This is a genomic window from Halomonas daqiaonensis, assembly GCF_900109725.1.
GTDB lineage: Bacteria > Pseudomonadota > Gammaproteobacteria > Pseudomonadales > Halomonadaceae > Halomonas > Halomonas daqiaonensis.
On record NZ_FOBC01000025.1, the window covers coordinates 44,624 to 51,910 of the forward strand.

Annotated in this window: 5 protein-coding genes; 4 read left to right on the top strand and 1 reads right to left on the bottom strand. The window is 60.1% G+C overall.

Translation table 11 applies throughout. From position 1 onward, the window contains the following. Positions 1-41 precede the first annotated feature (41 nt). From acnA to BMY30_RS16030, 3 genes are all read left to right on the top strand, one after another. Positions 42-2,786: an aconitate hydratase AcnA gene (acnA, locus tag BMY30_RS16020; protein ID WP_089715551.1), complete on the top strand. Its 2,745-nt coding sequence runs from the start codon at positions 42-44 to the stop codon at positions 2,784-2,786. A gap of 220 nt (positions 2,787-3,006) precedes the next feature. After that, positions 3,007-3,627 carry a tyrosine-type recombinase/integrase gene (locus BMY30_RS16025; protein ID WP_089715554.1) on the top strand — a complete coding sequence of 207 codons (621 nt, stop codon included), beginning with the start codon at positions 3,007-3,009 and terminating at the stop codon, positions 3,625-3,627. A gap of 475 nt (positions 3,628-4,102) precedes the next feature. Continuing rightward, positions 4,103-4,912: an alpha/beta fold hydrolase gene (locus BMY30_RS16030; RefSeq protein ID WP_089715556.1), complete on the top strand. Its 810-nt coding sequence runs from the start codon at positions 4,103-4,105 to the stop codon at positions 4,910-4,912. 173 nt (positions 4,913-5,085) lie between these two features. On the opposite strand, the gene BMY30_RS16035 is transcribed toward BMY30_RS16030, so the two are convergent. Beyond that, positions 5,086-6,129: a toll/interleukin-1 receptor domain-containing protein gene (locus BMY30_RS16035; RefSeq protein WP_170840172.1), complete on the bottom strand. Its 1,044-nt coding sequence runs from the start codon at positions 6,127-6,129 to the stop codon at positions 5,086-5,088. Between the two features lie 286 nt (positions 6,130-6,415). Between BMY30_RS16035 and BMY30_RS16040 the strand changes: the two genes are divergently transcribed. Beyond that, on the top strand, positions 6,416-7,287 hold an 872-nt coding region (locus BMY30_RS16040; RefSeq protein WP_089715560.1), incomplete at its 3' end, for an IS1595 family transposase.

Genomic DNA, 7,287 nt, shown 5'->3' on the forward strand with positions numbered 1-7,287 from the left:
GACCATTAGCGTCGCCGGCCCGCGCAACGAAAGGAGACACCATGAACACCTCGTCACTACCGGATACCCTGCAGACGCTGGACGCCGGCGGCACGACCTACCACTACCACAGCCTGGCGAAGGCCGCCGACGCGCTGGGCAACATCGACCGCCTGCCCAAGACCCTGAAGATCCTGCTGGAGAACCAGCTACGCTTCGCCGATGACGAGAGCGTCTCCCGCGAGGACATGCAGGCGCTGGTCGACTGGCAGCAGCAGGGCCACTCCGACCGCGAGATCGGCTATCGCCCGGCGCGGGTGCTGATGCAGGACTTCACCGGCGTGCCCGGGGTCGTCGACCTGGCCTCCATGCGCGCCGCGGTGGAGTCCCTCGGCGAGGACCCGGCCCGCATCAACCCGCTGTCGCCGGTGGACCTGGTCATCGACCACTCGGTGATGGTCGACAAGTTCGGCAACCCCACGGCGTTCAAGGATAACGTGGCCATCGAGATGGAGCGCAACCACGAGCGCTACGAGTTCCTGCGCTGGGGCCAGCAGGCGTTCGACAACTTCCGCGTGGTACCGCCCGGCACCGGCATCTGCCACCAGGTCAACCTCGAGTACCTGGGCAAGACCGTCTGGACCAAGGAGCAGGACGGCAGGATCCTGGCCTACCCGGACACCCTGGTGGGCACCGACTCCCACACCACCATGATCAACGGCCTGGGCGTGCTCGGCTGGGGCGTCGGCGGCATCGAGGCCGAGGCGGCCATGCTGGGCCAGCCGGTCTCCATGCTGATCCCCGAGGTGGTGGGCTTCAAGCTTACCGGCAAGCTGCGCGAGGGCATCACCGCCACCGACCTGGTGCTGACGGTCACCGAGATGCTGCGCAAGAAGGGCGTGGTGGGCAAGTTCGTCGAGTTCTACGGCGATGGCCTCAAGGACCTGCCGTTGGCCGACCGCGCCACCATCGCCAACATGGCCCCGGAGTACGGCGCCACCTGCGGCTTCTTCCCGGTGGACGACGAGACGCTGACCTACATGCGCCTGACCGGCCGCGACGATGCCAAGCTGGCGCTGGTCGAGGCCTACAGCAAGGCCCAGGGGCTGTGGCGCGAGCCCGGCGACGAGCCCATCTTCAGCGACACCCTGGCGCTGGACATGACCGAGGTCGAGGCCAGCCTGGCCGGCCCCAAGCGGCCCCAGGACCGGGTGGCGCTCAAGGACATGAAGACGGCCTTCGCCAAGGTGATGGAGGACGACGGCAAGCCGCTCTCCACCACCGAGAAGGGCAAGCTGATGTCCGAGGGCGGCCAGACCGCCGTGGGCGTCGAGGAGAGCTACGAGCACCACGACAGCCAGGAGGTGGACCTCGACGGCGAGGCCTTCCGGCTGAACCCGGGAGCCGTGGTGATCGCCGCCATCACCTCCTGCACCAACACCTCCAACCCCAGCGTGATGATGGCCGCCGGCCTGCTGGCCCGGAAGGCCCGCGAGAAGGGCCTGCACACCAAGCCCTGGGTGAAGACCTCCCTGGCGCCGGGCTCCAAGGTGGTCACCGACTACCTGGTCGCCGGCGGCGTGCAGGATGACCTCAATGCTCTGGGCTTCAACCTGGTCGGCTACGGCTGCACCACCTGCATCGGCAACTCCGGCCCCCTGGCAGGCCCGATCGAGGAAGCCATCGAGGAGGGCGACCTGACCGTGGCCTCGGTGCTCTCGGGCAACCGCAACTTCGAGGGCCGGGTGCACCCGCTGGTCAAGACCAACTGGCTCGCCTCGCCGCCGCTGGTGGTGGCCTATGCCCTGGCCGGCAACGTCCAGCTCGACCTGAGCCGTGACCCCCTAGGCACCGACCATCACGGCCAGCCGGTCTTTCTCAAGGACATCTGGCCCAGCCAGGCGGAGATCGCCGAGGCCGTGGAGCAGGTCAACACCGAGATGTTCCGCAAGGAGTATGCCGAGGTGTTCGACGGCGACGAGACCTGGAAGGCCATCGAGGTGCCGCAGAGCAAGGTCTACCAGTGGTCGAAGGACTCCACCTACATCCAGCATCCGCCCTTCTTCGAGGGCATGGGGCGCACGCCTCCCGCCATCGAGGACGTCAAGGACGCCCGGGTACTGGCCATGCTGGGCGACTCCGTGACCACCGACCATATCTCGCCGGCCGGGGCCATCAAGCCCGACAGCCCCGCCGGGCGCTACCTGCAGGAGCGTGGCGTGAAGCCGGTGGACTTCAACTCCTACGGCTCGCGGCGCGGCAACCACGAGGTGATGATGCGCGGCACCTTCGCCAACGTGCGCATCAAGAACGAGATGCTCGATGGCGTGGTCGGCGGCGAGACCCGCCACGTGCCCTCCGGCGAGCAGATGGCGATCTACGACGCCGCCATGACGTACCAGCAGGAGGGCACGCCGCTGGTGGTGATCGCCGGCAAGGAGTACGGCACCGGCTCCTCCCGCGACTGGGCCGCCAAGGGCACCCGCCTGCTCGGCGTGCGGGCGGTGCTGGCCGAGTCCTACGAGCGCATCCACCGCTCCAACCTGATCGGCATGGGCGTGGTCCCGCTGCAGTTCCCGGAGGGCGAGAGCCGCAAGACCCTGGGCCTGACCGGCGACGAGACGGTCTCCATCGAGGGGCTCGGTGAGCTCACCCCGGGGGGCAAGGTCAAGGTGACGATCGCCTCCGACAAGGGCGAGAAGACGCTCGAGGCGCTGTGCCGCATCGATACCGCCAACGAGCTGGAGTACTACCGCCACGGCGGCATCCTCCACTATGTGCTGCGCAAGATGATCGGGGCGGCCTGATCAGGCCGGCCTAAAACACCTTGGAAGCGACAGGCCCCGCCCGGTGTCACCGGGCGGGGCCTGCTTCATTTCGGCAGCGAGTTTCGGCAGTGGCTTTCGCACCAGGGTATGCCTGGCTTGCACAGACCGGAGACTACATGTCGACTTTTTCATACAACACTGAGCCCACGCGGCACATGCACTGGACCATCCTATACATCCAACAGTGGAGGTCCATATCATGAATCGTTCAACAAACGCTGCTCGGGAGCCTTGGAATAAAGGCAAGCTGGTAGGTCAGAAAACACCGCTTCGTCTCAAAGACATCTGGGCCATTCGTGTCAGACTGCAGCTTGCTGGGAAGATACGAGATCTGGCGTTATTCGAGCTGGCGATCGATAGCAAGCTGAGAGCCTGCGATCTGGTCAAGTTGCAGATCCGCGATGTAGCCCATGGTGATCGTGTCTCTACAAGGGCCATAGTCACGCAGCAGAAAACAATGAGACCGGTACAGTTTGAAATAACCGAGCAAACTCGCACTGTCCTAGAAGAGTGGATGCAGCTCGCACACCTCCGTAACGATGACTATTTGTTCCCAAGTCGCCTGAACGGTTCGTGTCACTTATCTACGCGACAGTACGCGCGCATTGTTAAATCATGGGTAACCGCTATTGGCCTGGAGCCCTCCGCTTACGGTACTCACACGTTGCGACGCACCAAGGCAACGTTAATATACCGCCGGACAAAAAACCTGAGAGCCGTTCAACTTCTCTTAGGCCATACGAAACTCGAAAGCACTGTGAGATACCTTGGGATTGAGGTGGATGACGCGTTAACCATGGCTGAGCAGACGGAGGTCTAACCGTAGCTAGCGACGGCTTAGCCTCTAGGCCGTCGCTATCCGGCCAAGAGCGGCCATTAATATTTTCCTGATCTATGAAGCTCCGTTCTGAGGTAAATTTTCCGACAGCAGCCCCTTGTTATATTTTTTGAAACTTACTTAAAAGCAGCTCTAACAGCTGAAACCGCTTTCCATCCCCAGCTATTATGCTCAAGATACACCCTTCATCCATTGTTGGCCGAGATCTGCCGCTAATGAGGCGGGGCAGACTTCGGAGTAACCCGGCTCCAGGAGGCCGAAATTGGGGGTCAAACGCAGGTCCGGAGCAACACCGGATGCTTCTGGAAAGCAGGGAATTGAGCGCTTATACTTCCTGTGCTCTGGGCTGGCGTCTCGCGTGAGGATCGAAGTGTTGGCTCGCATGTTGTCGTCAGGACTGGGATCATGGTCGAGGGGATAATTCGCTGCAGAGAGCTTGGGACCGAGAAAGACACCGATGCTGAATTTCATTCGACAGGGCGCAGGCCCGCCACTTCTTCTCGTGCACGGCCTCGGCGGCTCGTGGCGATCCTGGACCACGATCCTTCCTGCGCTTTCCGAGGCGCGCGAGGTTGTGGCCCTGGACCTGCCGGGGCATGGCGAAACGCCGGCAGCTGCCGACAGCGGTACGTTTAAGGGGCTCGCCGACAGCGTCGATGCCTTCATCACCGAACAGGGCCTTGACGGCATCGACATCGTCGGCAGCTCGCTCGGCGCAAGGATTGTGCTCGAGATGGCGCGCCGCGGCAAGGTCGGCGCGACGGTCGCCCTCGATCCGGGCGGCTTCTGGCAAGGCTGGGAAAGAAAGTATTTCCGCGCCACGCTTACAGCGTCGATTCGGCTCCTTCGCGGCCTTGGTCCAGCACTGCCAGCCCTCTCCCGGTCTGCCGCGACCCGCAGCATGCTCCTGGCGCAGCTCTCGGCACGGCCCTGGAAGCTGGACGGCGATATTGTGGCAACGGAACTGAAGAGCTTTGCCGCGACGAAGACCTTCAATGCGCTGGTGCGCGACCTCGCCACGGCGCCGGCACAGGAGGGACCGGCGTCAGAGGCATCCCGCTCCGTCGTGATCGGGTGGGGACGCCAGGATCGCCTGTGCCTGCCCCGCCAGGCCGCCAGAGCGAAAGAGGCCTTTCCATCCGCCAGGCTGCACTGGTTCGGCAAATGCGGTCATTTCCCGATGTGGGATCGGCCCGAAGAGACCGTTCAGCTCATTCTCCAGGAAACCGAAAACCAGGACACCCACGCCCACGATTTTCTCAGATAAATCAGGCCCGTCACGGTCCGCTGGGAAGCTGACTTCGGCCATGAGCGGACAATTAGATCACGCTGTTTTTTCGTTGTCGCATATAGACATGGAAAAATCCGACTCCCATTTCTGGCATTCAGCCTTCCATGAACACACTCGATACGCTTTTTAAGCCCAAGCTTTAAAGAGAACTAATCCTCACAGAACCCATTAATTTTCCTGAATATCAAGTCTGCAAGCTTTTCAGGGGGCGTTTTTTCCACATATCCAAGTGTCGGCCTAATCCCTGGAATCTCGATCTCATCAAGTTTGACAGGTAGTATGTACTCGTTTTGCTCATCAAATGCTCGCGCTTGAGCACTCTCGCGCTCATGGTTCGTCCACAACTTCTTGGCATAGTGCTGAGAGAGAAAGACAACACAATACTGAGCTTGTTTGCGATAAACGTCATCAAGGTGTGCATACAAATCCTTACCCCATAGTGACGCTGTTTCATACTCGTCATAGAACACGCGCACCCTTTTCTGGCGGAGGATACGGGCTACCTCCGAGACGTAATCACGATTCTCACCAGCGAAGGATAGCGCGACCTGGTACTTTCTGTAGGGAGTATTTCGCACCCCCTCAACACGCTCATGGTTCTTGAAGCATTTCACCTTATCGAAAGGCACGTAAAAATACGTATCCCCCATGTCCGATTTTACTTTAATGCGGTAACGTTCATTCTGCTGACATCCTATTTCAAGCTCACCGACTCGCTCTTCGCTTAGGTGGGCAATTAATATATATTCATCACAGACTCCACGGATCCATGCATCATCTGTCGTCACGTATGAACACAAATTGAGTGCGACTCCACTGCCATCCTTTCTTAACTCCCTATCATGATTGAGCTCACCCTCAATACGATTTAATACAGGAGCCAGTTCTTGAAAGAAACCAGACTGGATTGAATCTATAAACTCCGCTAACAGCTTATCATTGTTATCAAAGAATGTGTTTATATCAACTGAGACGTTGCGGAAGGTTCCTGGACCAACGAAACACCCGCAAGGGAAGGATCGAAAATCATCGTCTTCAGTCCAAAACACAAGTTCGTATTCCCAAAATTGCCCCTTAGCCTCGGGCATTTTCCGCATGAACGAGAAATGTGAATAGAGAGCATTTTCGGTAACACTGGAGAGGATGTCTTCAACCTCCTCCCGTAGTTCGCGCAAAATAGCGACATCGATCACACCAACCTCCACAAGGTATTGCGACCTAATACCTATGAGAATATCTGCCGCCTTTGTCTGACTGGCCGCTTTGTGTCGCCAGCGGAAGACACATAATATATCGGCGCATACTAACATTCTACAAGCAGCTAAGAGCGGCTATATAATGATCCTCAGGTAACGAAAGTGTCCAACTGAGAAATTGTACATCGCCGGCTAAAACTATTCCTGATTACTCATGTTTATCAGCCACCATACCGTCAGCCTGACCTATACTGAGGTTATGTCCAGTAGAGGAGGTGGCGTCATGGCACGCAATCCTATCCAGTTCCAGGCCGGCCTGTCGTTGCCGGCGTTTCTCGAGCAGTACGGCACGGAAGCGCAATGCCAGGCAGCCCTCTTCCGGCATCGTTGGCCCAGGGGGTTCGTCTGCCCCGACTGTGGCAACACCACGGGCTGCCGGCTGTCGCGGGGGCTCTACCAGTGCCATCGCTGCCATCATCAGACCTCGCTGACCGCCGGCACCATCTTCCATGCCACGCACCTGCCGTTGACGACCTGGTTTCTGGCCATCTATCTGCTGACCCAGCGCAAGAGCGGCATCTCAGCGCTGCAGCTGTCCCGGGAGCTCGGCGTCAGCTACAACACCGCCTGGAAGCTCAAGCACAAGCTGCTGCAGGTCATGCACGAGCGCAACCAGGGAGAGAAGCTCTCCGGACGCATCGAGCTGGATGATGCCTACCTGGGCGGGGAACGGCCGGGAAAGCGCGGGCGCGGCGCTGAGCACAAGTTCCCGTTCCTGGCGGCCGTACAAACCGATGCGGAAGGCCACCCACTGCGTGTTCAGCTTCGCCGGGTGAGCGGCTTCACCCTCACCGAGATCCGACGCTACGCCCAACAGGCCATTGTCCCCGGGAGCCAGGTCATCAGCGATGGCCTCGGGTGTTTCCGAGCCTTCGACACCCCCCTCTACGTCCATGACTGCCACATCACCGGGGGTGGGCGTGCCAGTGTGGAGAACCCCGAGTTCAACTGGGTCAACACCCTGCTGGGCAACGTCAAGAACGCCATCACCGGCACTTACCATGCCATCCGCGGGCAGCATGCCCCACGCTACCTGGCCGAGTTCGAGTATCGGTTCAATCGGCGCTATGACCTCAAGGCCATGATCCCGCGCTT